The sequence below is a fragment of the Nocardia sp. NPDC059691 genome (assembly GCF_042733915.1).
GTDB lineage: Bacteria > Actinomycetota > Actinomycetes > Mycobacteriales > Mycobacteriaceae > Nocardia > Nocardia sichangensis.
In genome coordinates, this window is record NZ_JBHWFB010000001.1 from 337,555 (window position 1) to 360,290 (window position 22,736).

The window sequence follows — 22,736 nt, forward strand, 5'->3', positions numbered from 1 at the left end:
CAATCCGGAAGGGACGGCAAAGTGAACAACCGCCCAATTAGGTAACCCTCAAATTGCCGGGCCGCCAGAGCTGGGAACAAACGAGTGCCGCGCCGATTCGATGATCTCGAATCGACGCGGCATCGGTGTCGAAAGACGGCTTCGTCCGGCTCACCCATCAGGCGTTCACCGGAAGGGCGATGACGACCTCGCTTTCGTTCTCGGGAAGGTAGTGCGCCCGCAGTACCCGGCCCACCTGCACGTGGCCGACACTGGCCGGTGCGAGGAACTTCGTCACCCGGGTCGCGAAGCTCGAGCCATCGGGCCGGGTGACGACCAGTCCGAGTTCGACCTCGGAGTGACCATCGCGGATATTGCCGGTGACCGACAGCGACTGCACCACCGCCTGGGTGGCGATGCCGCGCTCGGCGATGTCGAGCTTGTGCCGCGTGGTGATGCCCTTGCGGATCAGGGACTCGTTCATCGCGTGCTGCGCGGCAGCCGCGTCGCCGGACAGGTCGACCTCGACCTTGTCGGTCCGGCCGGGCAGGTAACGCACGGGCAGCACCACCCCGGCGCGCAGCAGGGCCAGTTCGGTGAGCGGCACGATCATCTTCGCGGAGGAATGGAAGATCTTGCCGTCCGAGCCTTCCACGCTGAATTCGACGTGGACCTGCGGCTGGTCGTTGACGGTGACGCCGGTCTGCCGCACCGATCGGACGGTGCCGAGGCCGGTGAGCCCGTCGCGGAACTCCGCGCTGTTACGGCCGGTCAGCGCGCTCAGGATGCCTTCGCCGGTGAACGCGAACACGATGGGGATCAGGGTGAGCGCGATGATCGGCAGCGCCATTTCGACGCCCAACCAACCCATTCCGGCGGGCTCCCATTCGCTGGTGGGGACGTAGGTGACGGCGTGGTAGACGTAGTAGCCGATCGCGGCGGCGCCGAGGGCGAGGGCGGTCGAACGGATCTTCTTCATGGCACTTCCTTTGTGAGAGTCGAGATTTCACCGCGCCCCGTCATCCCGGTGGGTCGGCCGGGATGACGGGGGCGGATCGGAGGGCATGCGGCGATCAGGCGCCGACGATGGACGAGCAGGCGAAGGTGATGTCGAACTTCGACGTCTTCGGCCCGGCCAGCGGGTTGGTCAGGTCGGGGGCGCCCACGCCCTCGCCGGTGACCTTGAACGTGTTGCCGTCCTTGACGACCTTGGCGGAGCCGCCCGGCATGCCGTTGCCGAAGCCGACCGCGTAGGGCAGGCCGTTGTCGCCGCCCTTGCTGCCCGCGATCGCGACCGCCTGCACGGTGTTCGCGTCGGTGATGGTCGCGCTCACCGAGAGGTTGCCGTAGGCGGAGTTCGCGGTGTCGGTCAGCGCGAGCGCCAGGGTGCCGCCCTGCTTGGCGCAGGTGGTGTCGAACTTCGCGTCGAAGGCCTTGCCGTCGACCGAAGCGACCGACTTGCCCGCCGGGGCCGCAGGCTGCGCCGAGGAGGGCGCGGCGGGCGAGCTGCCCTTGCTGTCACCGCATCCGGTGAGCACGCCGACTGCGGCGGCAGCGGCGATGGCGGCGGCGGCGATGCGGAGCGAAGTGGTGTTCATGGTCTGTGTCCTTGTCGTTCGAGGGGCGGCGCCCCTGGTTGTGTTCCTCCGGCCTCCTGTCGGGCCGTTGAGAAAAAGGTAGGAACGATTCGCGCCCTACCGATCCCAGGTTTTCGGCGTTTACGCAGGTAGAGGACGTGCGACTACCCGCTGCTGATCACGAAGCGACGTGGAGTCACGCACGAAACACTTCGGAGTACCGACGGTCGGCATCCTCGACTTGCCCTGTCGGACCTAGCCGTGCGTCGTGAAAGAGTGGTGTCCATTCGATGCAGTCGGGTTCTGCGATTACCCGATTGGGCGGCTGGTAGGAATCTGAAGCGAGGAGCGGCTTGGTGGAAGCGACATTCGATGTGGCCGGGCAGGTGGGGCACCACTATCGCGTCGATGACTATTACGAGGTGGGTCGGGAGAAGATCCGCGAGTACGCGCGAGCCGTGCAGGACTTCCACCCCGCGCACTGGAGCGAGGACGCTGCCGACGAGCTCGGGTACGCGGGCCTGGTCGCGCCGACCACATTCATCTCGATCGCCGCGATGCTCGCCAACCGCAAGCTTTTCGTGAGTGTCATCACCGGCTACGACGTGTTCGTGCAAACCGATCAGGTCTTCGAGATGCACCACCCGGTGGTGGCCGGTGACCGGCTGATCAGCGATGTCGAGCTCGCTTCGGTTCGCCGTATAGCGGGCAAGGATCTGCTCACCGTCAAGAACACCTTCACCGACCAGACAGGCCGGGTTGTGCAGGTCATGCACACGACCGTCGTCGGCATCACCGGCGAGGACGTCGACGCGGGCATCAGCGGCGCGATCGAGCGCGTGGTCATGCACGGTATCGAAGTGCCCTCCCGAACCGCCAACGCAGGCCAGGCAGCGGCGGCGGACAGGCAGACGGTGACACATCCGGCTTCGGAGCCCCGCCCGCACCAGTCCACGACCGCCCGGACGCGAGTCCCGCGCACCGGCATCCGCTTCGAGGACATCTCGGTCGGTGACGAGCTTCCCGCACGGGTCGCGCGGCTGACGCGGGGCGATTTGGTGAACTACGCCGGCGTCGCTGGAGACGCCAACCCGATCCACTGGCACGACGACATCGCGGCGCTCGCGGGCCTTCCGGACGTGATCGCGCACGGCATGCTCACGATGGGCCTGGGAGCAGGCTTCGTCACCGAGTGGCTGGGTGACCCGGGCGCGATGACCAGGTACGCGGTCCGGCTCTCGAACTACACGATCGTGGAAGCCGCCTCCGCCGGAAGTGTCGAGTTCACCGGGCGCGTGAAGTCGGTCGACCCCGACACCAGGACCGCCGTCATCGTCATCGTCGCCAAATCCGCAGGGCGCAAGATCTTCGGCCTCGCCACTGCGGATGTCCGCCTCGCATAGTCGCGCAAGTTTCGACCGCTTGGCCATACACGGCTGAACCGGCCGCATGCCCTTCCAGATTGCCAGCCACCTGATAGCGGGAAACACCGCCACATAGCGCCGTGAATCTGAACGAAAACGGCCCGGTCCCTGTCCGTTCCAGGACAGCGGACCGGGCCGCAGTTGTTGCTACTGCTACGGCCGATCGAACTCGCTGTCGTTCACGCCAGCGGTGAACGCGTCCCACTCGCCCGGTGCGAACACCAGTGCGGGGCCGGTCGGATTCTTCGAGTCGCGGACGCCGACGTGACCACCGTCAAGAAACGCCACCTCGACGCATTCCTTGCCTCCCGAGCTGCGGCTGCTCTTGAACCAACGCGCCCCGGACAAATCAACGGTCACTACGAAAACTCCCTTGCTACCCGCCGGAGCATGTCCCGGCTAGTCACGGCGTCCAACGCAGCACGTTGGATCGTTGCAGACGCTTCACGGTAACTGTTCACGTCTTCTTCACGCTCAAGGTACAAGTCTCCAGTGAAGTTCTCGACGTAGATCACGGTCGGTTCGGTAACGCCCTCCACATCTGGCGCAAAGTCGAGGATCACGAACGGTCCGATAGGTACGCCGATCGGAATGCCAGCGGTGTACGGCAAGATCCGGATGCTCACGTTGGGTCGAGTACTCATGTCCGCCAGGTGACGCAGCAGCGCGGCCATGGTCGCCGGATCGCCGACAATCGTATGCAGCACCGACTCGTGGAGCACTACGTCGATGCGGGTCGGCTTCGTCTTCCGGGTAAGAATGGACTGCCGCTCCATTCGGAGTCGGATTCGCCGTTCCTGCTCGTCTTCGGAGTCGTGCGGGAAGTAGATCCGATCCAGTGCGCGGGCGTAGCCGGCCGTCTGCAACAAGCCTGGAACCAGGTCCGGACGGTAGATCGTCATCTCATGGGCAGACGACTCCATGTCAACGTACATCACGAAGCCATCGGGGATGAGATCACCAAAAGCGTGCCACCAGTTCTTCACATCCGCTTGCTGCGCGAGTCCGACCATGACGGCGGTTCGGTCTTCGCTGAAGCCCAGAATCTCGCATAGCTGCTGGACATCGGCCTTCCGCAGTTTGCCTTCTTCGCCGCGCTCGATGCGGCCGAGCTTGCTGATGCTCCACTCCATGAGCCCGGCGACGTCCGCCAGCTTGAGGCCCTGGCCGTTGCGTTGCTCGCGGAGGTACCGGCCCAATGCCCGACGGGGTAGAGCTTTTCGGGCCGTGCTTCCTACCATTCTGTTCCCCCTAGATGTGTTCAGTTTGGCGCTCTGTCATTGCCAATTTGGACATCCAACTTTGCCAGTATGGCTGTTGTCCTGCATGTTTAGCAGAGTTTTTCGTAAAATCCGAAATGGCAATGCCATCTTGGCCTGCTCATGATGTCCTGGACAGTGCGCCCAGTAGGGGTGGAGGAGTCCTCCGCACTCGGAATCGGTAGGGGCACGGGGCTGGGCGCACACCTAACCGTCATTCGATGTGAGCAGAGGTCTTTGATGGACCAACAGGATGCGTTCGGGGACACGCCGCTGTCCCGCTGCATGTTTTACCGCAGGAGTTGCGGTTTCAACGCCGTGATCGACCCACCGGAACTCGGCCGGATCGTGATGCGCGCCGGATCGGTGTGGGCGGTGACGATGCCCAGCAGGTTGGGGCGAGCGGTGAAAGCGCACATGCAGAGCAGAGGCGTCGCGCTCGGACCTATTGTCGGACACCCGCGTTCGGGTCGCTGGACGTTCCTCATCAGTCCCGACATCGAAGACGACGACGTCAAACTGTTCGCCGAGATGTTCCGCAGGGACGTGAGCATCGCGCGAGAGGGAGCCGTTATCGCACTCCCCTCCCCTAGCCCGAACGGCTCCATCCGGCAATGGATTGTCCCGGCTCGGAACGCCTTCCTACCGTCCGGCCTTGCTGTCGTCGATGCCGTGCGGGCATGGTCCGACGTGGGGTCGCAGACTGCTACGGCTCCGCGCTATGGCCGGTAACGCGATGATGCCCGCGCTCATCGCCTTCGGCGTCGTCTCGTGGCTCGCGATCTGTTTCTTCGTGAGCGCCGCCATCCTGGAGTACCGCGTCACCTGCGCCGAAAAGCTCTATCTGGACCTGGCCGCGAGCCGAACACTCCCATCCGACGCCGATGTCCAGCACATGTGTGACCTCACCGAGCCGCGCCGCGAGCCGTGGGTGCACGCGGAGCTGATTCCGGCGTAACCGCTGCCCGTCCATCTAAAGGGCGGCGGCCATACGCACTTAACTCCGAAATTCCGTGGCGGCTCCGTGCCGCCGTTTCGCGGGAGGTGTTCGAAACAGGATGGCAGCCAACGGCGATGCCGAGGCCGACCCGAGCGGACCGTGCTACGACACCAACGTCCTCGCGCGGACGCTTTCGTGGTTGGACCACAACAACCCGCACTGGCCGATGCAAAGCTACGAGGCCGCGCGCACGGCCTACCACCATCACCAAGATTGCCCGCCCATGACCTGCGCCACCTACATAGCGGCGCTGTACAGAATCAGGAAATCGGAGGGTGACGGTACGCCCGTCGCTCCTCCCGAAGTCCACCGTCAGGGAGTGTTCATGCAAGCCGCCCGCACGGAATCTGCCGTACGGCGCAAACGCCAACCCGCCCTCGACCACACCCGAGAGCAGGTATCGCCGCACCCGGAGCAGCCGGACGTGCGCTTGGCGGTGGTGATCGACGGTCACCGCCTGGACTTCGCCGCCTGCCTCACATCAGCACTATGGTTCCTCCAGGAGCAGCACCGACGACAGTTCGTCGACTCCGTCGAGGTGCTCCCCGGCGACACGACCGGCCTACGTCGGCTGCCGAACGAGCGCCTCTACGACGGACCATGAACGCTCAACGCCAACAGGAAGAGGTCCCGCGAGTGGCACATGCTGGAGGGGCTTCTCGGGCTTTGCCGCAACCATGTGCCACTCGTTGTCTTCCCACCATGCGAACCACATACGTCCGAGGCGGAATCAGCGAGGGGTGACGATGACCTGGTAGGGATCGTCGTAGAGAACATGGCCTGGGTCATCCGATTCCAGACGAGTCCATGCGACGCCGTGGGTATCCAGTATCGCGAGGTAGCCGCCCACACGGGCGATGAACCGAGTGGATGAGGACTTGAACCATGCTTCTGCCCGAGGGTGGCGGGTTCGGTCGTAGGGCGAGAGATCGAGTTGCCCGGGATCGATGAGATGTTCCTGATACCAACCATTTTCGCGTCGCCGGAACGCCTCCTGCTCGACGGTGCGGCATCCTGACCACGCCAAACCGTTGACCAGGGCGAAAACGCCCGGATAGCGGCCGTGCCGGTTCGGCGCCGCCGCTTGGTACCGAACAAATGCTGCCTCGGCATCGCCGGTGTCGGACGAGGACTGCACGAGTTCAGACGAGAACGGGTACTCGACAGAAGCTGGCCGAAAGGTCACCCTCGGTCTTGCGGCCCGACCTTGGAACTGCCGGGCCGACTGCGTGGCGGGAGCACCGGCACCGACCTTCTGGCGGTCGAAATAGGCGGGTCATCTGTCCTCCTCCCTCCGGGGTGATATCGCCACGGCGGAGCCTCGCCCAGGGGCACAGGGTGGTTACGAAGGCCGCCGACAAAGGTCCGCATCCCCTGAACGGCGCGGTGGCTGCTCTAGGGTTCCGAAGATGGGCGCTGTCCTGGGTGATCTGTTGCCTCTCGCGGTAGGGGTCGCGATCTCACCGATCCCTATCATCGCGGCGATCTTGATGATCCTGTCGGCCCACGCAGGCGGAGCCGGTCGCGGGTTCGCGCTCGGCTGGGTCGTGGGCATCCTCGCGGCGACAACGCTTGTGGCGTTGCTGTCCGGGTCGCTGGGTGGTTCGGCTGATCGGCAACCCTCGACGGCGGGCGCATGGGTCAAGATCGTGCTCGGGATACTGCTCCTCGCGCTGGCCGTGGCACAGTGGCGGTCGCGCACCGATAACGAGGTACCCGGGTGGATGCGCGCGGTCGACCGACTCACCGTCGCCAGGGCCACCGGGCTGGGGATCTTGTTGTCGGCCGTGAACCCGAAGAATCTGCTGCTGTGCCTGTCGGCAGGCGTGATCATCGGCTCCAGCAACACCAGCGTCGGCGGCCAGATCGTCGCCGTCGCCGTCTTCACTCTGCTCGCCGCCTCCAGCGTGCTGGCCGTGATTCTCGGCTACATCCTCGCCGCCGACCGGCTACGCACCCCACTCGAACGCCTCCGCAATCGGCTCCAGGCCAACAGCCACCTCATGTTGGCCATCGTGCTGCTCATCATGGGCACCGTCGTCCTCGGCAAGGGTCTGCGCGGCCTCTGACAACCCGTGCGATCGTTCATCCGTTTCGGAGGACTCCGCCCCGCTCTACTCCCAAGTCGCGGTGTCGGGATCAATGTTGTGGGCGCGCGCGCTGGCGTCGATGATTCGACGGAACCAGGTGGCAAGGCCCGCGCGGATGCCGTCGTAGTGGGCGGCGAATCCCGGTTCGGCCTCGTACCTGCGGCCGAGACAGACTTGCATCTGCCTGGTGAGGGGAAAGTACGAAGCGAACACTTGGCGGTGCCGCTCGACGAGTTGATTCGCTTCCGGGCTCCCAGGCGTGACACCGGCGTCCATCGCATCCCCGAGGGCGCGCTCGATATCGGCCATGGCGTCGGCGATGGCCTGCCATTCCTCCGGACCGCGAGAGGCTGCGCGTTCGGCGTACTGCTGCCATTGCGTCGTGTCTCCGTAGCGCTGACGGGCTTGGGCGGGCCAGTCCGGCTGCCACTGGGGGCCGAAGATCGCGACCTGCTGCTCCACGGTCAGCAGCAGGCCGCGCTCGTGGGCGCCGATCATCCGATCCAGTCCGGCGCCGAGTTGCTGGAGGCGGTCGATCCGTTCGGCGATCTGGGTGCGCTGCGCGCGCAATGCGCCGGGCACGTCTGCGGCCGAATCGTCCAAGATGGCCCGAATCCTGTCCAGGCCGAGACCGAGCTCACGGTAGACGACGATGCGGTGCAGGCGTTCCAGATCACCTGCGGTGTAGAGCCGATATCCGGCAACGGTGCGCAGCGACGGGCGCGCCAGACCGATCTCATCCCAGTGGTGTAGCGCGCGGACCGTCACGCCCAGACGCGTCGAGACCTGACCGACAGTCAAGCCATCGGCGTCAGTGGCATCAGGCATGCTCAACATTGTCGCCGCGACCGACACCCGGTGGGGTGATCCCGACGGCCTCGAGATTCCGCGCCTCCTGACTGGCCGGATCGAATGGCTTCGCCGCGGTGAAAACGATCCGCGCGTTCTCGGGGGTGATCACCTCCACGTCCCGGGTGTTCCACGGGGTATCCCGTGGACCTTCGACCGAGTTCGGGCGCAACGCACGACAGTTCTCAACAAGGGAATCGATCTGGCTGAGCACGCACGCGAAACTGAAGCTCACCACCGGCGCCTGCCCCGGAACGCTCCCCGCCGGGACGAGGAGTACGTCCTGAAAGGCCTACCGGCGCAGATGCACAACTCTGCCGGGAATGCTGAACAGCTCGAAGAACCCGAGCCCACGAATCCAGAAATCCACCGACGCCGCCAAATCGCTCGTGGGGATAGTCACGAACGCGGGCATTCCATAAATGCCACGAAACGGCCCCGGCGGGACCGCGTCCGGGCCGGGAGCGGGCACTGGACTGATCTCGAACGCGTTGTAGTAATCACTCATGCACCCCACCCTCCGGCCTCACGCTGCGTGAGGGTCAAGCCGTCAGGCGGCGCCGCCACCGCGATTGCCTCGGACAACACTCGGTTGGTGCGCCGCCGACGGCGAGGGCGCGCCCGACCAGTGGGGAACGAGGCTCTACGGCCCGGATATGGCGGACCCACGCGATCGTCGCAACACTCCCGATTCGGGAGGTTGCGACGATCGCCCCACTCGCACACCCGCTACGCCGATCGGCACTCCTGGCTACTCGGCGCGGCGACTGGTGAAGTCGAAGGGTCCGCCGTCGATGCCCCAGGAGATGACCTGTTCGGGGTGAATTCGGATGATCGCGCGTTCCTGGGGAGGGAACGGTGGCTCCTCGTCATCGAGCGCCTCGGCGGTGCCGCGTACCTCGATGCCGCGAATCACATATGGCTCCAAGGAAACCTGTTGGTCGACGACGAACGAGACCCGGCTGCCCGCCTCGACATTGCGGTACTTTCGACTGGCGCGCATCCGCATGCCGCCGATGTCGATCGTGCCGTCGGCATTCACCCGATAGCTGGTCGGGTTGTTCTGCACGACGCCGTCGGGCGACACCGTGGCCAGCCGACCGATCCCGGCCTCGGCGAGGAATTGCTGTTCGTTGATGGTGAAGGTCATGTCGGTTACTCCTTGGTGGATTCGATATCAGATGTGCGCCCGGCGATCAGCTGTGAGTTGTCGGGCGCGGGAAGCGCAAGCTGTTGCCTGCCGCGTGCTCTGAGGTCAGAACAGGATCAGCGCGGCGCACAGTCCGGCAATGGCGACGAACTGCAGGGTGACCCGGTATTTCAGAATGCTGTCCCACTTGTCCTGCAGGGCACGGGCATTGGCCGGGATGATGCCGCTTCGCGCGGCGGCGGTCTGCTGGGAATTGATCGGCTTGGCGATGCGGACGTAGAAGGCCAGCCAGGTGAGCAGTGCCGCCACCGTGATCCCCGCCGCGACAGCGGCGCCGATCTGCCCGGCCCACAGCGCGATCAGCAGCGTGAGTACCGCGCTGACCACACCGACCACGCCGACGACCGGCATGCGTCTGTCGCCGTAGTAGTGACCCCATCCCGCGCTCATGGTCACGGTCGCGTCGTCGAGCTTGCGGTAGACCGATCGGGTGATCATGGCCACGGAGACATCGGTGCCATAGACGATGGCATTGGAGACAACGGCGGCGGCGGCGATGATCTGGCCGGTGACGATGAGCATTCTCGGCTCCCTTTCCAAATTCTAGCATTGTTAGGAACTGGAGCAACGGTAACATTCGCTCGCTATCTTGTCTAGCTTTGCTAGATTTCAGATCGCTACCGCAGGGTCCCGCTCGGATCAGCAAGCCGCACATGCGCGTTGCGACCGAGCGGACACCGTCGCCCGGCAAGCCGGTCACCGAACGTCGGTAGGTCTTCGGCCTGCGGGATCCACTGGGGGCTCCTGACGGTCCCGCTCCTCGTCGACCGGGTTGCGGCCAGCCCGACCGCGTCGGGGTCGGCGATCGACGGCACCCGACGCGCCCCCACCCCGACGCCGGTGAGCCGACCTGCTGCCCGGCGACGCCGCCGCAGCTCAGGCGGCGGCATCACGGCCGCACACCGAGGCCACCCGCAGAGAGCACTCCTATGCCGCATACCGCGCGATGCGATGGAGCAAAAATGGTCGTTTCCGGCCCGACCTGAATTCGGCGCACCGGAGACGGAAACCGCGGCTCGCCGAAACCGCGAATCGGGTCATCACCCGTGTGCGGAACTACGCGACGAAATCAGGGATGTCAGAGTCTTCGAGGGACAATAGTTCTGGGCATGACTCGGTTCGAATACGCGCGGGCCGGGCCAGGAACGACGACTCCCGGATCGGCCCGCTCACCACGGCAGAGCTCTACCGGGTCCACTGGTCGATCAACACCGCCACACGGGCGTCCCGCTGAGCCGGTCGCAGACGTCCGCCGCGGTCCAGGGTCGCCAGGCCGTGCAGGGCGCTCCAACCGACCTCGGTGAAAGTCTCCGGATCGTGCTCGCCCGCGAACGGTGAGAAAGCGGCGAACATGACGGCGAACGCGTCCCGCAGCGGCTGCGAGGCATTCTCGCCGAACGCGAGGTTCACCTTCATCAGGAACATCGCGTCGTAGAGCGCGGGCCGCGCGGTCGCGAACTCGAGGTAGGACCGCGCCACCGCCGCCAACGCCGCGCGCGGCTCACCGCCCGCGGACTCCAACGCCGCGCGGCTCCACGCGGCCATCTCCGCGATACCCTCCTCGGCGACCGCCGACACGATCTCGTCCTTACCCGCGAAATGCGAATACAGCACAGGCTGGCTGTATTCGATCCGTTCCGCCAACCTGCGCACAGTCACCGCGTCCCACCCCTGCGACTCGGCCAACTCCCGAGCGGTGTCGATGATCAGCCGGTGCCGCTCGGCGCGCTCACGCTCTCGTCGCGTCTGGATCCCCATAGCGCGACTATAGCATCGCTTGACAATCTAGTGTCACTAGATCTGGTGTCATCGGCACAACATGGGCGTCGCAGACTGCGAACCTTCCAGTGATGTCCTCGTCGCGGTCGTGCACAGCGGGAGGGCTCGTACCGTGCGGCCGGGTCCGCGGGCGACCGGCTGTGTCGAGTCGGCCGCTCTCTCACCTGCCCTGGTTGGCGACGAACCCCTGTACGGCATCGAGGAACTCCGGGCCGCCCATGGCGTATCCGCCGATGGTTCCACCGATCAGCGCACCGATGGGGATGCTGACTCCCCATACCAGGATCACGCACGCCCCGAGGAGCCCGCCCACGATGGCACCGGCGACGACGCCGGGCAGGTTCTTGTTGATCTGCTCCTTGAGCCGGTCGTAGGAGCTGATGTCCTTCAGCTGCGCGGTATCTTCTGCGGTCGGTGTCGAGGTCAGGGTGCGGCCGTCCGCGCCGATGCGCTGCGCGATCGCGATCGAATGCCCGTCGACGGCGTACTGTTGCGGCACCTCGGTCAGGGCCGCTCCGTCGCCGGACTCGAGCACCACCGCACCGTTCTGCGCGATCTCGAACCTGCCGTTCTCGACGGTAGTGGTAACGACGCCGTCGACTGGCGAAACAGTTATCCGGTAGGGGATTCCCTGATCCACACCGGAAGTTGTGTACCCCGCAGTCGGCTGCTCCGTTATGGCCGGTTCCGCATGGGCGGTCGCCGCGGTGATACCCACGGCCGAGACGGCCAGGAAAACGGCAGCGGTGATCTTCTCGAACTTCATCTTCGAATCCCTCCACTCAGCTGCCCCCGATGGGCGGACCGAGTCAGACCTTAGGCCCCGGATTCCATGGTGTGTGGTAAGCCACACCCAGTTCGAAGTCACACCACTTCGAGACAGAACCTAACCGCGATAAATCTCGACGTAAGCGTTGGTCGCCACCGCCACCACACCGGGACCCATTCCCGTGCATCCCGTGGTGACGCGCTGACCGCTCGGCGTGAAGGGGTAGCTGAGCGCTTGGTAGGAGCCGACACCATACTGCGGGAACGGCCCGCTGGCGTAGAGGCCGAAGCAGTCGACGTGCAAGACGTAGTTGCTTCCTCCGTCGGGTTGGCAAGTCGCCGACGCACCGAAAAGGTCTCGCTCGACGACGCAATCCTGCGGCGCCGCTTGGGCGGTCCCGGAACCGACAATTGCGACGAATGCCAAACCCGAAACACCGGCCGCCGCGACGCGTACAGCGGTAGTCAACACTTTCTTCATAGAATCTCCTCCTGTTCAGGGTTCTCTTCGGCCGTCAGCGGCTGAATGTTACGACTGGCAGATCTGAAACCGACAGTGAGTGCGGACAATTCGGCTTCCGATACGAAACGTCCGTTCCTGGTGGTGACGGCTTACCTCGGAGCCCTTGAATAGATAAGTACTCCGCACAGGTAGCAGCGCGACTGCTTGCGGCGCCGGTTCGTGTTCGACCGACGCCGAGGAATCCATCGTGAGGTTGCCGCGAACCCGCCGGGACGAGAGTCGCGGCAATACACTGCACGCATGCGACGACCGCGCGCCATGGTGCTCGATGAGGTGTGGCGCAGGCTCGAGGGTGTCGAACCGCTCAGCGGCCCGCACGGGGGTCCGCTGCGCCGGACGGTGAAGCTCGTGCTCGACCCGTTGGTGATCCGGCCCGTGCAGCATCCGTTGTGCGCGGGGCCGATCCTGACGGCGGATGGCGCGGTGTTGTTGGAGGCGCGCATTCAGGCGGCGGCCGATGTACTGCGTGCGACGGCGGCCTGGTTCACGGTGCTCAAGCAGGTGCGGCGGACGCTGCGGATCACCGAGGGGCACCCGCAGGATCTGTATTTCCAGCGCTGTTTCGAGCTGGCGACCACCTCGGGTATGCCAGATCCGGCGCGGGCGCGCGGAGTCGCGGAGGACGCACTGCGCGAGATCCACGAGTACACCGCCGGACGCACCACGCAAGCGCTGAAGGAATACCTCACCGACCGCGAGCGGGAACGGGAGCTGGCCGGTCTGCTCGAGCTGGCCTGGCGGCGGCGTCCGCTCACCGGCCCGCCGGGCGGTGACCACGACGCGGAGGTGGACGAGCTGCTGGAAGCCTGTGCGGCCGCACGACTCGGTGAGGACGCCGACGGACAGGAGACCCTGGACCGGCTGATCGCCGCCCATGCGGGTACGCACGCGGGGATCCGGCTGTGGCAGGACGCGTCCGCTCAGGAACTCGGGTTGACCACGCATCCGGTGCCGCCGCGCCCCGCGATCGGTTCTTCGGCCTCGAAATCGACCCTCGGGCTCCCGTTCGATCGCACCGTGTACGAGCGGGTGTTCACCGTGCTCCAGGCATCCACCGAGCGCGCGGAGCTGCCGCCGATCCCCGAGCTGGTCGACGCCGAGATCGCGCGGAGTTGTGCACCGTGGGCGCTGCTGGACGAGTCGCTGCGCGTAACAGCGACGGCGGGGACCGCGCTGGCGACCGGTTTGGCGCCCATCGAGCACCGTCGTGAACAGTCGACGGGCCGACCGCGGCTACGTCTAGCCGAAATAGCCACGGAAACAACGCAATCCACGGCGCATCAGGTGGTGAACAGCCGCTGGCAGCGGGAAGCATACGTGTTGCAGGCGCGGCGGCTGGTGGTGTCCGCCGAGCGGCCCACCGGTCCGCTGGCCGCCATCGCCGCCGAGCTGATCACGCCGTGGCAGCCGTACCTGCGGCGCTTGTGGGTTCGCTTGCACGGCAGAGATGTCCGAGAGTTCGCCGTTTACGATCCGGACGAACTCTGGGATCTGCTCGACGGTGTGGCGCGTTCGGTGATCCTGGACCATCGCACGCGGGTCAAGCGGGCGCTGAGCGTGCGGGCGAACGCGGGTGAGCCGGACGCGGCGGAAACGAAGGCGAGCTGATGACGACCGTACGCATCCGCCGCCGCGACGACCTGTGGATCATCGCGCCGGACGACGCCCCGACCGTCGTGGACGGCGCGGCCGGGGTGGACGTGCTCGTGCTCGAGGTGGCGGGCGGGCATCTGACGTGGAGCCTGCTCAGCGGGCAGACGACCCCGGCGGCGGTACTCGACGACCTCGACCTCGCACAGGAGTGGATCTGGGCGGTATACGGCCCAGAGGTGGCCATCGCTCTCGACGAAACGAGCGGCAGTGAAGGGGAATGCACGGCCGAGCCCGCACTGCCCGACCTCGCCGCGCGCGCCTGGCGGCTCGGCTACGCCCGCTGGGCGGCACGCTGGTGGCCCGCGTCGACTCTGGACGGCATCGCCCCGCTGGACGAAGACCTGCTGGAAGACGAGATAGCCACGCTGAGCGAGGAATGCGATCTGATCGTCGACGGCGCCGACGCGACTCCCGAAGAACGCACGGCCGCACCGGCACTCGGCCGCGCGGAGGATTACGCGCTCGCCGCCGGACCGGCCACCATCGTCGCGCCCGGCGCTCTCGTCCTGGCCAGGGGCAGCGCGGGCTGGGACTGGCATCGCTGCCCGCCGGGCCTGCTCGACGCCTCGGAGCGCGCCGTGTCCTGGGAAGTGGTGCGCGCGGCGGGGACCACGATAGTGCGGGTGAGCGCGGTCGCCGCCCCACTTTCGCCAACGGACATACCGCCGCACCTGCACCCTAGGGCCGTAATTCGCACTCAGTCAGACGCCGCCGACGTGCCGCTGATCCGCGACGGCGAGCTCTGGCGGGCCGAGAGCACGGCCCCGGCCGGAGCGGAAGCGGGCGTGACCGTGCACATCTACGTCCCGGGCGTCGGCGTGGACGAACAGGAGCCGGACGCGGCGACGCGCCGAGCTCGGATTCGCGACCTGGTCACGACGCGGCTGCACCGCGCGGACGAAGCATCCGGCAACCCCGCCGACTCGCTCCTGCTGGCGGAAATCGCGGCTGCCGCATCGGATTCGGACTTCTGATATGGCCGAGGCGACTCCGGACGACGGCCGGGAACTGCTCGCCGCTGGCGCCGCCGCATACACCCGCGGCGACCCCGCCGAGGCGAAACGCCTGTTCGAGGACGCCGCTGAACGAACAACCGGCGATATCCGGCTCGGCGCGATCATCAACGCCGCGAGCATGGCCGACGAACTCGGCGACCACGCCGCCTCGCTCGCCCTCTACCGCTCGGCGTTGGCCGAGATGCCCGAACACGCACCGCGATTGCGCCCGAATGCCCTGGTCAACATGTCGCAAGCGCTCCAGCATCTTGGCGATCTCGACGCGGCGCAGGCGGCGCTGGAACAAGCACGCGCCTTGCTCGCCGACAACACCGACACCGATCTCGGTGTGCTGCGCGTGGCCTGCCTGCTCTCCCTGACCGCCGTCGCACTGCACCGGCAGAACTGGGCCTACGCCGCCGAGATCGCCACCGAATCACTCGACGCGGCACGGCGTTTCGCGCCGCAACTGGCGGGCCATCCGCTGATGAATCTCGCCGCCACCTACTTCGAGACCGGACGCCGCGACCTGGCCGTCGATTTCACGCGGCAAGCGCTCGCCGCGTTCGAGTCCGCGGGCGACCGCAACGCGGTCGCCGAGACCGAACAGAATCTCGCCACCATGCTCGTCCGCCTCGAGCGGTACGACGAGGCCGAGGCGCCGCTGCGATCCAGTCAGGCCTATTTCGAGCAGGCCGGGCTGGGGTATAGGGCCGGGGTCGGACTCAAGACCATGGGATTTCTCGCCGAGGGCCGCGGCGATCTGGCGGACGCCCAGGATCTCTACGGGCGGAGCCTCTCGTATTTCGTCACGTCTTGCGCCGTACTGGATGCCGCCGACCTGCGCATTCGTTCCGCCACCGTGGCGTTCAAGTCCGGGCGGGTCGCAGCGTGCGAGGAACTGCTCGCCGCCGCGTTCGCGGTCTATGCCGAGCGTGGCCTAGGCCTGCACTGCGCCCAGCTCGATTTCTGGCACGCGACGCTGCTGGAAGGCGCGATCGACGCGTCCGAGTCGCCGCCCGCGGAGTTGCTCGGGCGCGCTGTGGGGATCGCCGTTCCCGCCGCCCTGGCCATCGACGCCGTGCGCCACACCTTGCCGAACGGTACGCAGCGCGAGCAGTGGAACCGGCAGATCGCCGACCCCGCGATGCGGCTTGCGTTCCGCTTCGCCTACCTTTCCGGCAACGGTGCCCTCGTCGCCGACTTGGTCGAAACACAATGCGCTGGGACAGCTTTGGCGCTCGATCGCACCGAACGGGCGACTCCCACACGGCTTCCGCTCGATCTGCTGGACCCGCCGGAGGACTTCACCGATCATCCCGGCAACGCCGCCCTGCAACTGGGCGCCGCCTTGGCAGAGGTCGCGGCCGGAGCGGGTCTGCCGGTCGCTCCGCCACCGCGCCTGGCACTTGCCGCGGAAGGCCGAATCGCGCTCGCGCCGTTCATCGCCGCCGCCGAACAGCGCTACGGCCGAGTGATCCGCGACGATCGGGTGCTGACGGTATGACGCGACCGACGGTGCTGGTCCGCATGGCGGACGCGGGAGACATCTACGTGTCGTGGCGATGGGTCGACGACAGCGCGCCTCGCGGCGCGGGAGTGCTCCCGGAGGACGCGGCGATGCGGGCGGTCGGACTGCTCACCGACGCGCTGCCGCGCCCCGCCGAGCCCGGCGGTCTCGAGCAGGCGCTCACCACCGGCGCGTTCGCCGACTACGAACGGGAATATGCCGTCGCACAGGCGCTTTCGCGAGCGCTTTTGCCTTATGGCCTGGCCGCACAGCTCTACGAGCTGTGGCAGCGCGGCGTGCGCCCGCATATCCGGCTGCAACCGTCACCGCGTGTCGCCCAGGTGCCGTGGGAACTCATCGCGCCGGATCGCGACGTCCGGCTGATCGACATCGCCGACGTCAGCCTGCTCGCGCCTGCCGGCGTCGCGCAAGCGCCCGAACGGGTCGCCCGCACCTGGACCGAGACCGCCGCGCGGCCGGTCGTCGCGGTGCTGGATCCGCGCGTTCCCGGCTTCCGCGCCGATTCGACGCTCGGCTCGGTGCTGGGCCGGATGACCGCTGAAGCCCCGCTCGCACAACGAATGGCGATGTACACCGCGAACGACCGCTTGCGTCCCGCGGTAGCGAACCCGGTCGAGGCCTTCCGGCGCACGGATGTCGATCGCGACTGGCTCGGCTCCGTCCTGCGCGCGGGCGCGAGCCGCTTGCTCTACGTCGGACACGTCACCGCCGCCGCGCCCGAATCGGGTCGCAGTGAGGACGCCGAACTGCATCTCGCCTGCACCGCCGATGCCGTCGGCTTCGCGGAACCGTCCCGCACCCACCGGCCGCTCTCGGCCAAAGACCTCCTGCTCGGAACGCACACCATCGAATCGGAACCTGTGGCCGGACAACGACTGTGGCCGATGCCGAGCCGGGTCGCGCTGATCGCCTGTGAGAGCGGCGGCGACCTGCGGTTCAGCGAAGCGCTCGGCTTGACCGCCGCGATGATCACCGGCGGCGCGGAACTGGTCACCGCCAGTCGGTGGCCGCTGCCCACGGATTTCGCCTTTCAGCGCATCGCGGGCGCACCGGCGCAGGCCCACCCGCTCCAGGAGACGATCTGCGCCATCGACGAGGCGCACGAGCGACCCGACCCCGTGACCGCCATCGCCGAGTGGCAGCGCGACCGTCTCAGCGCATGGCGCGACACCGGCCGGATCGAGCATTCCCCGGTGCTCTGGGCGGCCTTCGCCACCGTGTGCGCCTAACTCGGGCAAACCATCCCGCGCGGTCTCCATATACCGGTCTACGTGCAGCGATGCCGCGGAAAACGCGCGAGAATGGGTAACGCAACTAGTGCGCAAACCGACACTCAGCTTCGAACGTGTGGATAAGCTCGAACGCCGTCACCCATCACGATTCGCGACCAGGAGAACCAGCAACACCAGTTGGATGACCGCCTCGACCGGCCTCTGAGGAGCCCACCAATGCGCTACTACGCCGTCTACGACAACGACGGAAACCTCGCCACCATCCTCGGGCAACCCGACGACGCGCCGCCGCTGCGCCCCGCCGCCTTCCACCGTGGCCAACGGCTCACCGAACTGGCTCTACCGGAAGGGGCCGTTGACCCCACCGACCCCGACAATCTGACCGCCCTGCTCGACCTGGTCGCCGACCGGCGAGTCGACGCGGCCGACACGCGCGCCCACCGCTAGTCCGGTGCTCGTCACGCCCGCGTGAGGGCGACCACCGGGATGACCCGGGACGTCTGCATCTCGTGTTCGGCGAAGAACGGGTAGGCGTTCTTCAGCATCGCCCAGGTGCGGGCACGGTCGTCGCCGGTCAACGGGGCGGCCAGCGCCGGATAGCTCTCCTCGCCCACTTCGACGGTGACGCGCGGGTTCTCCCGCAGGTTCGCGTACCAGTCGGGATGTTTCGGCGCACCGATGTTGGAAGCGACGACGAGCAGGCGGTCGCCGTCGTGGTGGAACATCAGCGGGGTGGTGTACGGGGCGCCGGTTCTGCGGCCGATCGTGGTCAGCAAGATCAGACGGTCGCGTTGCATGCCCTCGATCTCGCCGCCCGCTCGGAACTGGGCGATGGTTCGCCGATTGACTTCCTTGACCTCCACGGTTCACCTCCCTTGCCTGTCGGTGGACGAGACTCAGCTTTCCCCCCGTCCGCGCACCGTGTGCGGGGAACGGCGGGATGAACAGCGCCGCCGAGGCATTCACCCGCGATGGGCGAGCAGGTGCTGGATCAGCAGGCGGGTCAGCGCCTCGGGCGCCTCTTCCGGAACCCAGTGCGAGACGTCCTCGAGCATCTCGAATCGGTACGGGCCGGAGACGTATTTTCCGGTCGCCAGCGCCGCGGTGGAGCCGAAGGTCGCGTCCTCGGTGCCCCATACGTACAAGGTGGGAACGCACACCGGGCCGGTCGGACCGGCGAGGTCCATGGCGCGATACCAGTTCAACGCGGCGGTGAGCGCGCCGGGCCGCGACAACCGGCCCACGTAATCCTCGACGCGTTCCTCCGGGATCTTCCACTCGAAGATCCGGCGCAGCGCGGCGGCGTCGTCGGCGAGCAGAGCCCGCTCCGCGGTGCGCGGCTGCCGAAGGGCGATCACATGGTGGGACCGCAACGCTTGATCCTCGTCCTCGGCTATCGCCTGCTGGAGCGCGGAAGGATGCGGATGCGACACCGCGCTGAACGTGCGGACGCGCTCCGGCAGCTCCGCCGCCACTGCCCATCCGACCCGCGCGCCGCAGCCGTGGCCGATCAGGTCGAAGCGCTCCCACCCCAGCGCGTCGGCTATCGCGACCACGTCGCCGACCAGTTCCGCGAGCCGATAGTCGGCGGCTCGCTCCGGCCGCACTCCCGGCGAGTACCCGCGCTGGTCGGGCGCGACGACGCGGCACCCGCCGCCGCCGAGCACGCGGAGCTGGAACTCCCACTCCCGTGCGCATTGGGGGAACTCGTGCAGCAACAGCACTTCCCGTCCGCCGGGAGCGCCGGCGGCCAGTACGTCGAAGGTTCCCGCTCCGGTACGAATCTCGAGTTCGTCGATCACCCGCCCGACTCTAGAACCGGAGACCGACGCGAATCAGTGCTCGTCGAAGTGACCGTCGTGGGCGGCGTGACGGTGGCCGTCGTGCAGGTAATCGACGTGGTCGCCGTGCTGGACGGCCTCGTGGCCGCAGTTCGGACCGTGCCGGTGCGGGTGATCGCGGCACTCGCAGTGCTCGGACCGCTCGCATTCGTCATAGTGACCCGCGTGTTCGCGATGCAGATGACCATCGTGGGCGTAGTCGATGTGATCGCCGTGCTGGAACGCCGTGTGCCCGCAGTCCGGGCCGTGCACATGGTCGTGGCCGGTGTGCTGGGCGTGTGCTGTGGTCATCGAATTTCCCTCTTTCCTCGCGCGGATAGCTGGAATCGTGATGACAAATACATTAGCAGATGCGCATCAATGAAAGTTGCCCCGAATGTGCTGCCAGCTCAGAGCACCTGGGCTAGGAACCTCTGCAAACGCGGGGTCCGCGCGTCGTCGAACAAAGCGTCGGGCGTGCCGGTCTCCACGACCTGCCCCTGATCCATGAACACCACGCTGTCGGACACCGTGCGGGCGAAGCCCATCTCGTGGGTGACCACGACCATCGACATGCCGCCGGAGGCGAGGTCGGTCATCAAACCGAGCACGCCCTTCACCAGCTCGGGATCCAGCGCCGAGGTGGCCTCGTCGAAGAACATGAGTTCCGGCTGCATCGCCAGCGCCCGTGCGATGGCCACGCGCTGCTGCTGCCCGCCGGACAGGTTCCCGGGACGGGAATCGGCCTTGTCGGCCAGACCGACGATCTCCAATTGCTCGACGGCCAGCGCCCGTGCTCGGTCCTTGGACAGGCCGCGCAGCTTGCGCGGGCCCAGCGCGACGTTCTCCGCGACGGTCTTGTGCGGGAACAGATTGAAATGCTGGAACACCATGCCGATACGCTGCCGCAGCCGGTCCGGATTCTCGGTGAGCACGGACTTGCCGTCCAACAGCACGTCGCCCTGATCGGGCTCGTACAACCGGTTCAGCACCCGCAGCAGGGTCGACTTGCCCGACCCGGACGGCCCGATGACGGTGACGGTCTTGCCCGCGTCGACGTGGATGTCGATCCCGCGCAGCACGTGGTTGTGTCCGAGCGTCAGATGCAGTCCGGTACCGGTGAGGGAGGCACTCATCTATCCGCGCCCTTCCGTGATCGTGGCCGCCTCCACCTGGTCGATCGGCCGGTCGGGTCGGCCGGTCCGCATCCGGCGGTCGATGTAGTTCACCAGGTGGGTGAGCGGGATGGTGAGCAGCAGATAGGCCAGACCGGCGGCGACCAGCGGCGAGAGATTGCCGGTCTGCGCGTTGAGATCGCGGCCGACGGCGAACAGCTCGCGCTGGGTGGCGAGCAGGCCGAGGAAGTAGATCAGCGAGGAATCCTTGATTAGCGCTATGAACTGGTTGACCAAAGCTGGGAGCACCCGGCGCACGCCCTGCGGGATCACCACCAGCGTCATAGCCTGGCGGTAACCGAAACCGATGGCGCGCGCCGCCTCCAACTGCCCGGCCTCGACCGATTGGATGCCGGAGCGGAAGATCTCACCGATGTAGGCCGAGGCGAGCAACGCCAGCGCGACCGCACCGAGCCAGTACGGGTTGTTGCCGGTGAGGTTGCGCACCACCGGCCCGACGCCGAGACCGATCAGCAGGATGATCACTACGGCGGGCAAACCGCGGAAGATGTCGGTGTAAACCCGCGCGGGCCAGCGCAACCAGCGAGTCCGCGAAATACCGGCGACCGCGAGCAGCATGCCGATCACGGTGCCGAGCGCACCCGAGACCACCGCGAGGATCAAGGTATTGGGCAGGCCGGTCTTCAGCAGATCGGGAAATGCCTTGCGGTACAGCGACCAGTCGAAGAACGTCTCCCGCAACTGCTGCACCGTGGATTTCGGCGCGTTCTGCTCCGTCTCGTCCTTTTTCTTGCCCGCCGCGAGCGCCGCGAAGTCCGGCAGCTGCGGCGCGGGCGCGGCCCGCGAGCCCGGCTTCCAGCCCGGCGGCAGCTCCCGTGGCACCCAGTCGGTGTAGAGCTTGGCGTAGGTGCCGTCCGCGATCACCGCGTCCAGGCCGCTGTTGAGCGCGTCGATCAGCGGCTGGTTGTTCTTGGCGACCGCGTAGCCGACGAAGTTGTCCAGGCTGAAGGTGTTCTGCGACACCGATGTTCCGTCGCCCGGCTTGATCGCGCCTTCCGCTTGGGCGGACGGGGCCACCCAGGCGTCCACCTGGCCGGACTTCAAGTTGGCGTAGGCGGTGTTGTAGTCGGGGAACTTCACCGGGTCCAGATGCAGCTGGTTCACGACGAACTCGTCCTGCACGGTGCCCTGCACCACCGCGATCCGTGTGCTCCGGTTCAGGTCGGCGAACCCCTTGATGGCGCTGCCGCTCGGCACCACCAGGGAGAAATAGCCGAAGTCGTAGCCGTTGGTGAAGCCGACCAGCTGGCGGCGCGCGTCGGTGGTGGTGATGTTGGACGAGCCCACGTCGAAGCGACCGCCGGACACCTGGGCGAGCAGCCCGGCGAACTCGGTGCCGGAGAACTCCACCTGGAGGCCGAGCTTCGCGCCGATCGCCTTCAGCAGCTCGTTGTCGAAGCCGGTGAACGTGCCCTGCCGGTCGACGCAGATGCTCGGCGGCGCGTCCGAGAGCGTGCCGACGCTGAGCTTGCCGGGCGTGATCAAGCCGAGCTTCGAGACGTCGATCGAGGTCAGCGGCGCGGTGGTCGCGGTGGTGTAGCGGTCGCTGCCCGCGGCGGCCGACGAAGCCAGGTTGGTCGGCGCGGCGGAGGCGGCGGCCGGGCCTGGCGGTGCGCAGAGGTTGCGCTCGGTGCTCGCGTCGTCGGAGCCGGAACCGCACGCCGTCGCGCTGAGACCGACAGCAAGCAATATCACGGCGATCAACGCACGAGACCGAACAGCGGGCAGAACAGCCATGACGGACAACCCTAGCGGCGGAATTCTGCTAACCCACGGCTACCCCAGGGCCGGAATTGCCGGAATCCATGCCGCCGCGGCGGTCCAGAGTTGCGATCACGGTGATTCGAACTC

The 22,736-nt window shown here is 66.9% G+C and carries 28 protein-coding genes; 10 read left to right on the top strand and 18 right to left on the bottom strand.

Going from position 1 to position 22,736, the window contains the following annotated elements:
• Nucleotides 1–157 precede the first annotated feature (157 nt).
• A complete protein-coding gene (locus tag ACFV2O_RS01595; RefSeq protein WP_379249394.1) occupies nucleotides 158–958 on the bottom strand; it encodes a hypothetical protein in 801 nt (266 codons plus the stop codon).
• Between the two features lie 94 nt (nucleotides 959–1,052).
• Nucleotides 1,053–1,577: a lipoprotein LpqH gene (locus ACFV2O_RS01600; protein ID WP_379249396.1), complete on the bottom strand. Its 525-nt coding sequence runs from the start codon at nucleotides 1,575–1,577 to the stop codon at nucleotides 1,053–1,055.
• A gap of 332 nt (nucleotides 1,578–1,909) precedes the next feature.
• Between ACFV2O_RS01600 and ACFV2O_RS01605 the strand changes: the two genes are divergently transcribed.
• Entirely contained in the window at nucleotides 1,910–2,959 is a 1,050-nt protein-coding gene (locus ACFV2O_RS01605) for a fused (3R)-hydroxyacyl-ACP dehydratase subunits HadA/HadB (protein WP_379249398.1), read from the top strand.
• A gap of 174 nt (nucleotides 2,960–3,133) precedes the next feature.
• On the opposite strand, the gene ACFV2O_RS01610 is transcribed toward ACFV2O_RS01605, so the two are convergent.
• Together ACFV2O_RS01610 and ACFV2O_RS01615 are read right to left on the bottom strand one after the other, a co-directional pair.
• A complete protein-coding gene (locus ACFV2O_RS01610; RefSeq protein ID WP_355071257.1) occupies nucleotides 3,134–3,340 on the bottom strand; it encodes a DUF397 domain-containing protein in 207 nt (68 codons plus the stop codon).
• Entirely contained in the window at nucleotides 3,340–4,179 is an 840-nt protein-coding gene (locus ACFV2O_RS01615) for a helix-turn-helix domain-containing protein (RefSeq protein WP_379249400.1), read from the bottom strand. The genes ACFV2O_RS01610 and ACFV2O_RS01615 overlap by 1 nt, the downstream gene beginning before the upstream one ends.
• A gap of 300 nt (nucleotides 4,180–4,479) precedes the next feature.
• Here ACFV2O_RS01615 and ACFV2O_RS01620 point away from each other — a divergent pair, with 300 nt between their 5' ends.
• From ACFV2O_RS01620 to ACFV2O_RS01630, 3 genes are all read left to right on the top strand, one after another.
• On the top strand, nucleotides 4,480–4,971 hold the full coding sequence (locus ACFV2O_RS01620; RefSeq protein ID WP_379249402.1) for a DNA-directed RNA polymerase subunit beta: 492 nt from the start codon (nucleotides 4,480–4,482) through the stop codon (nucleotides 4,969–4,971).
• A complete protein-coding gene (locus ACFV2O_RS01625; protein ID WP_379249404.1) occupies nucleotides 4,961–5,197 on the top strand; it encodes a hypothetical protein in 237 nt (78 codons plus the stop codon). The genes ACFV2O_RS01620 and ACFV2O_RS01625 overlap by 11 nt, the downstream gene beginning before the upstream one ends.
• A gap of 100 nt (nucleotides 5,198–5,297) precedes the next feature.
• Nucleotides 5,298–5,843, top strand: coding sequence for a hypothetical protein (locus ACFV2O_RS01630; RefSeq protein ID WP_379249406.1), 546 nt, complete (start codon nucleotides 5,298–5,300; stop codon nucleotides 5,841–5,843).
• Nucleotides 5,844–5,969: 126 nt separating this feature from the next.
• On the opposite strand, the gene ACFV2O_RS01635 is transcribed toward ACFV2O_RS01630, so the two are convergent.
• Complete coding sequence (locus ACFV2O_RS01635) at nucleotides 5,970–6,377, bottom strand: hypothetical protein (protein WP_379249408.1); 408 nt, start codon at nucleotides 6,375–6,377, stop codon at nucleotides 5,970–5,972.
• A 271-nt stretch (nucleotides 6,378–6,648) separates the two neighbouring features.
• On the opposite strand from ACFV2O_RS01635, the gene ACFV2O_RS01640 reads away from it, so the two are divergent.
• Nucleotides 6,649–7,308 (top strand): GAP family protein, encoded by a 660-nt coding sequence (locus ACFV2O_RS01640; protein WP_379249410.1) that lies wholly within the window; start codon nucleotides 6,649–6,651, stop codon nucleotides 7,306–7,308.
• A 45-nt stretch (nucleotides 7,309–7,353) separates the two neighbouring features.
• On the opposite strand, the gene ACFV2O_RS01645 is transcribed toward ACFV2O_RS01640, so the two are convergent.
• From ACFV2O_RS01645 to ACFV2O_RS01680, 8 genes are all read right to left on the bottom strand, one after another.
• Complete coding sequence (locus tag ACFV2O_RS01645) at nucleotides 7,354–8,157, bottom strand: MerR family transcriptional regulator (RefSeq protein ID WP_379249412.1); 804 nt, start codon at nucleotides 8,155–8,157, stop codon at nucleotides 7,354–7,356.
• A complete protein-coding gene (locus tag ACFV2O_RS01650) occupies nucleotides 8,150–8,392 on the bottom strand; it encodes a hypothetical protein (protein WP_379249414.1) in 243 nt (80 codons plus the stop codon). Before ACFV2O_RS01650 ends, ACFV2O_RS01645 begins: the two co-directional genes overlap by 8 nt.
• A gap of 78 nt (nucleotides 8,393–8,470) precedes the next feature.
• Nucleotides 8,471–8,686, bottom strand: a complete 216-nt coding sequence (locus tag ACFV2O_RS01655; RefSeq protein WP_379249416.1) for a hypothetical protein — start codon at nucleotides 8,684–8,686, stop codon at nucleotides 8,471–8,473.
• 243 nt (nucleotides 8,687–8,929) lie between these two features.
• Nucleotides 8,930–9,328: a PPOX class F420-dependent oxidoreductase gene (locus tag ACFV2O_RS01660; RefSeq protein WP_379249418.1), complete on the bottom strand. Its 399-nt coding sequence runs from the start codon at nucleotides 9,326–9,328 to the stop codon at nucleotides 8,930–8,932.
• A 105-nt stretch (nucleotides 9,329–9,433) separates the two neighbouring features.
• Nucleotides 9,434–9,910, bottom strand: coding sequence for a DUF1772 domain-containing protein (locus ACFV2O_RS01665; protein ID WP_355071238.1), 477 nt, complete (start codon nucleotides 9,908–9,910; stop codon nucleotides 9,434–9,436).
• Nucleotides 9,911–10,573: 663 nt separating this feature from the next.
• Complete coding sequence (locus ACFV2O_RS01670) at nucleotides 10,574–11,146, bottom strand: TetR/AcrR family transcriptional regulator (RefSeq protein ID WP_379249420.1); 573 nt, start codon at nucleotides 11,144–11,146, stop codon at nucleotides 10,574–10,576.
• 181 nt (nucleotides 11,147–11,327) lie between these two features.
• The gene (locus ACFV2O_RS01675; protein ID WP_379249421.1) at nucleotides 11,328–11,933 is read right to left on the bottom strand and encodes a hypothetical protein; all 606 of its coding nucleotides are present in this window, start codon (nucleotides 11,931–11,933) and stop codon (nucleotides 11,328–11,330) included.
• Between the two features lie 120 nt (nucleotides 11,934–12,053).
• Nucleotides 12,054–12,416 carry a hypothetical protein gene (locus ACFV2O_RS01680; RefSeq protein ID WP_356963064.1) on the bottom strand — a complete coding sequence of 121 codons (363 nt, stop codon included), beginning with the start codon at nucleotides 12,414–12,416 and terminating at the stop codon, nucleotides 12,054–12,056.
• A gap of 300 nt (nucleotides 12,417–12,716) precedes the next feature.
• Between ACFV2O_RS01680 and ACFV2O_RS01685 the strand changes: the two genes are divergently transcribed.
• The 5 genes from ACFV2O_RS01685 (at nucleotide 12,717) to ACFV2O_RS01705 (ending at nucleotide 18,316) form a co-directional block, all read left to right on the top strand.
• Entirely contained in the window at nucleotides 12,717–14,066 is a 1,350-nt protein-coding gene (locus ACFV2O_RS01685; RefSeq protein WP_379250104.1) for a hypothetical protein, read from the top strand.
• Nucleotides 14,066–15,085 (top strand): hypothetical protein, encoded by a 1,020-nt coding sequence (locus ACFV2O_RS01690; RefSeq protein ID WP_379249423.1) that lies wholly within the window; start codon nucleotides 14,066–14,068, stop codon nucleotides 15,083–15,085. The genes ACFV2O_RS01685 and ACFV2O_RS01690 overlap by 1 nt, the downstream gene beginning before the upstream one ends.
• A 1-nt stretch (nucleotide 15,086) precedes the next feature.
• Complete coding sequence (locus ACFV2O_RS01695) at nucleotides 15,087–16,613, top strand: tetratricopeptide repeat protein (protein WP_379249424.1); 1,527 nt, start codon at nucleotides 15,087–15,089, stop codon at nucleotides 16,611–16,613.
• Nucleotides 16,610–17,866, top strand: a complete 1,257-nt coding sequence (locus tag ACFV2O_RS01700) for a CHAT domain-containing protein (RefSeq protein WP_379249426.1) — start codon at nucleotides 16,610–16,612, stop codon at nucleotides 17,864–17,866. Before ACFV2O_RS01695 ends, ACFV2O_RS01700 begins: the two co-directional genes overlap by 4 nt.
• A 219-nt stretch (nucleotides 17,867–18,085) precedes the next feature.
• Nucleotides 18,086–18,316, top strand: a complete 231-nt coding sequence (locus ACFV2O_RS01705) for a hypothetical protein (RefSeq protein ID WP_379249428.1) — start codon at nucleotides 18,086–18,088, stop codon at nucleotides 18,314–18,316.
• Nucleotides 18,317–18,327: 11 nt separating this feature from the next.
• On the opposite strand, the gene ACFV2O_RS01710 is transcribed toward ACFV2O_RS01705, so the two are convergent.
• The 5 genes from ACFV2O_RS01710 to ACFV2O_RS01730 all read right to left on the bottom strand — a co-directional run bounded on the left by ACFV2O_RS01710 (nucleotide 18,328) and on the right by ACFV2O_RS01730 (nucleotide 22,622).
• On the bottom strand, nucleotides 18,328–18,732 hold the full coding sequence (locus tag ACFV2O_RS01710) for a nitroreductase family deazaflavin-dependent oxidoreductase (RefSeq protein WP_355071221.1): 405 nt from the start codon (nucleotides 18,730–18,732) through the stop codon (nucleotides 18,328–18,330).
• A gap of 99 nt (nucleotides 18,733–18,831) precedes the next feature.
• Nucleotides 18,832–19,671 (bottom strand): alpha/beta fold hydrolase, encoded by an 840-nt coding sequence (locus ACFV2O_RS01715; RefSeq protein WP_379249430.1) that lies wholly within the window; start codon nucleotides 19,669–19,671, stop codon nucleotides 18,832–18,834.
• Nucleotides 19,672–19,704: 33 nt separating this feature from the next.
• Complete coding sequence (locus ACFV2O_RS01720; RefSeq protein ID WP_355071217.1) at nucleotides 19,705–20,001, bottom strand: hypothetical protein; 297 nt, start codon at nucleotides 19,999–20,001, stop codon at nucleotides 19,705–19,707.
• Between the two features lie 98 nt (nucleotides 20,002–20,099).
• A complete protein-coding gene (locus tag ACFV2O_RS01725; protein WP_355071216.1) occupies nucleotides 20,100–20,825 on the bottom strand; it encodes an amino acid ABC transporter ATP-binding protein in 726 nt (241 codons plus the stop codon).
• On the bottom strand, nucleotides 20,826–22,622 hold the full coding sequence (locus ACFV2O_RS01730) for an ABC transporter substrate-binding protein/permease (protein WP_379249432.1): 1,797 nt from the start codon (nucleotides 22,620–22,622) through the stop codon (nucleotides 20,826–20,828). It abuts the gene before it with no gap.
• Nucleotides 22,623–22,736: the final 114 nt, after the last annotated feature.

Excerpts from the sequence above, each read along its gene's own strand:
- ACFV2O_RS01595 (WP_379249394.1), bottom strand. The coding sequence starts at position 958 with ATGAAGAAGATCCGTTCGACCGCCCTCGCCCTCGGCGCCGCCGCGATC.
- ACFV2O_RS01600 (WP_379249396.1), bottom strand. The coding sequence starts at position 1,577 with ATGAACACCACTTCGCTCCGCATCGCCGCCGCCGCCATCGCCGCTGCC.
- ACFV2O_RS01620 (WP_379249402.1), top strand. The coding sequence starts at position 4,480 with ATGGACCAACAGGATGCGTTCGGGGACACGCCGCTGTCCCGCTGCATG.
- ACFV2O_RS01625 (WP_379249404.1), top strand. The coding sequence starts at position 4,961 with ATGGCCGGTAACGCGATGATGCCCGCGCTCATCGCCTTCGGCGTCGTC.
- ACFV2O_RS01630 (WP_379249406.1), top strand. The coding sequence starts at position 5,298 with ATGGCAGCCAACGGCGATGCCGAGGCCGACCCGAGCGGACCGTGCTAC.
- ACFV2O_RS01640 (WP_379249410.1), top strand. The coding sequence starts at position 6,649 with ATGGGCGCTGTCCTGGGTGATCTGTTGCCTCTCGCGGTAGGGGTCGCG.
- ACFV2O_RS01645 (WP_379249412.1), bottom strand. The coding sequence starts at position 8,157 with ATGCCTGATGCCACTGACGCCGATGGCTTGACTGTCGGTCAGGTCTCG.
- ACFV2O_RS01655 (WP_379249416.1), bottom strand. The coding sequence starts at position 8,686 with ATGAGTGATTACTACAACGCGTTCGAGATCAGTCCAGTGCCCGCTCCC.
- ACFV2O_RS01660 (WP_379249418.1), bottom strand. The coding sequence starts at position 9,328 with ATGACCTTCACCATCAACGAACAGCAATTCCTCGCCGAGGCCGGGATC.
- ACFV2O_RS01665 (WP_355071238.1), bottom strand. The coding sequence starts at position 9,910 with ATGCTCATCGTCACCGGCCAGATCATCGCCGCCGCCGCCGTTGTCTCC.
- ACFV2O_RS01670 (WP_379249420.1), bottom strand. The coding sequence starts at position 11,146 with ATGGGGATCCAGACGCGACGAGAGCGTGAGCGCGCCGAGCGGCACCGG.
- ACFV2O_RS01675 (WP_379249421.1), bottom strand. The coding sequence starts at position 11,933 with ATGAAGTTCGAGAAGATCACCGCTGCCGTTTTCCTGGCCGTCTCGGCC.
- ACFV2O_RS01680 (WP_356963064.1), bottom strand. The coding sequence starts at position 12,416 with ATGAAGAAAGTGTTGACTACCGCTGTACGCGTCGCGGCGGCCGGTGTT.
- ACFV2O_RS01685 (WP_379250104.1), top strand. The coding sequence starts at position 12,717 with ATGGTGCTCGATGAGGTGTGGCGCAGGCTCGAGGGTGTCGAACCGCTC.
- ACFV2O_RS01690 (WP_379249423.1), top strand. The coding sequence starts at position 14,066 with ATGACGACCGTACGCATCCGCCGCCGCGACGACCTGTGGATCATCGCG.
- ACFV2O_RS01695 (WP_379249424.1), top strand. The coding sequence starts at position 15,087 with ATGGCCGAGGCGACTCCGGACGACGGCCGGGAACTGCTCGCCGCTGGC.
- ACFV2O_RS01700 (WP_379249426.1), top strand. The coding sequence starts at position 16,610 with ATGACGCGACCGACGGTGCTGGTCCGCATGGCGGACGCGGGAGACATC.
- ACFV2O_RS01705 (WP_379249428.1), top strand. The coding sequence starts at position 18,086 with ATGCGCTACTACGCCGTCTACGACAACGACGGAAACCTCGCCACCATC.
- ACFV2O_RS01720 (WP_355071217.1), bottom strand. The coding sequence starts at position 20,001 with ATGACCACAGCACACGCCCAGCACACCGGCCACGACCATGTGCACGGC.
- ACFV2O_RS01725 (WP_355071216.1), bottom strand. The coding sequence starts at position 20,825 with ATGAGTGCCTCCCTCACCGGTACCGGACTGCATCTGACGCTCGGACAC.
- ACFV2O_RS01730 (WP_379249432.1), bottom strand. The coding sequence starts at position 22,622 with ATGGCTGTTCTGCCCGCTGTTCGGTCTCGTGCGTTGATCGCCGTGATA.